The 1,737-nt window shown below is 59.4% G+C and carries 1 protein-coding gene; it reads left to right on the plus strand.

Going from position 1 to position 1,737, the window contains the following annotated elements:
• Positions 1 to 229: 229 nt before the first annotated feature.
• Entirely contained in the window at positions 230 to 1,648 is a 1,419-nt protein-coding gene (gene dnaA, locus HP499_RS23845) for a chromosomal replication initiator protein DnaA (RefSeq protein WP_026541014.1), read from the plus strand.
• Positions 1,649 to 1,737 lie beyond the last annotated feature (89 nt).

A 1,737-nucleotide genomic window follows, 5' to 3' on the forward strand; every position in this document is an offset into this window, starting at 1 on the left:
CCCAGCCTGTGGATGAAGTGGCTCACAGGCCGTATTCCAGAACAACAACGGTGTAATTATCCACAGGCAACTTCCCAGCTATCTTCTAGCGATTCCATCCCCTAGAGTGGCTCAGTAGCCCAATGTCCACCCGCTGTGTATAACTCTGTGGATTATCGCCCAGAACAGAGCGGCCGGAGAGACTTCGGCTGCCAGCAACGCCGGCAAGCAAGTATTTAGGAACTGATTGATGACAGTAGACGAAGCCAACCACGCCAACACTGTCGGAAGTTCCTGGCGCAGGGTGCTGAGCCTGATGGAACAAGACGACCGGGTATCACCCCGACAGCGCGGTTTCGTCATCCTGGCCCAGGCACAGGGCCTCATCGGTTCCACACTCCTTGTGGCCGTTCCCAACGAGCTCACCCGCGAAGTCCTGCAGACCCAGGTCAAGGATGCTCTCGATGACGCACTTCGCAGCGTCTTCTCGGACGACATCCGCTGCGCGATCGACGTGGACACCGATCTGGTGCCCGTCCATGCAGAGCCGGAGCCCGTCGTCGAGCTTTCCGCTGTCTCCGATTTCGCGGAGCCGAAGCCGCAGCCCACTCCGCCCAGCACCTCCCATGAGTTTGGCCGCCTCAACCCGAAGTACATCTTCGATACCTTCGTGATCGGTTCCTCGAACCGCTTTGCGCACGCGGCCGCCGTCGCCGTTGCCGAAGCGCCGGCCAAGGCGTACAACCCGCTGTTCATTTACGGCGACTCGGGGTTGGGCAAGACCCACCTGCTGCACGCAATCGGGCACTATGCCCGCAGGCTCTACAGCGGCATCCGCGTCCGTTACGTGAATTCCGAGGAGTTCACCAACGACTTCATCAACTCCATCCGCGATGACGAAGGAACCAGCTTCAAGACCACGTACCGGAACGTGGACGTGCTGCTGATCGATGACATCCAGTTCCTGGCGGGCAAGGACCGGACGCAGGAGGAGTTCTTCCACACGTTCAACGCCCTGCACAACGCCAACAAGCAGGTTGTCATTACCTCGGACCAGCCGCCCAAGATGCTCGCCGGCTTCGAGGACCGCATGACATCCCGTTTCGAATGGGGCCTGCTGACGGACATCCAGCCTCCCGAGCTTGAGACCCGCATCGCGATCCTCCGCAAAAAGGGCCTCAGCGAAGGCCTGTCCGCACCGGATGACGCCTTGGAGTACATCGCATCCAAGATCTCCAGCAACATCCGCGAACTTGAAGGTGCCCTCATTCGGGTCACGGCCTTCGCCAGCCTCAACCGCCAGCCGGTGGATGTTGCCCTGGCCGAAATGGTGCTCAAGGACCTGATCACTGATGACGGCGCGCAGGAGATCACCGCAAAGCAGATTCTGGACCAGACAGCGGACTACTTCAAGCTCAGCATGGAAGAACTCTGCAGCAAGTCCCGCACCCGCACGTTGGTGACCGCCCGGCAAATCGCGATGTACCTGTGCCGCGAGCTGACTGACATGTCCCTGCCGAAGATCGGCCAGGAACTTGGTGGACGCGATCACACCACCGTCATCCACGCTGACCGCAAGATCCGCGAGCTGATGGCTGAGCGTCGTGTGATTTACAACCAGGTCACTGAGCTCACCAACCGCATCAAACAGCAGCAGCGCGACTCCTGACATCCACAAAGCAGGCGCCACTACATACCTTATTAACAGGTGCATGTGGATAAGCCTGTGGATACTTAAGGGGACAAGCGTGGTTAATG

The organism is Paenarthrobacter sp. CM16, from assembly GCF_013179505.1.
Lineage (GTDB): Bacteria > Actinomycetota > Actinomycetes > Actinomycetales > Micrococcaceae > Arthrobacter.

Bases quoted from the DNA above. Each gene is read 5' to 3' on its own strand.
- dnaA (WP_026541014.1), top strand. From the start codon at position 230: ATGACAGTAGACGAAGCCAACCACGCCAACACTGTCGGAAGTTCCTGG.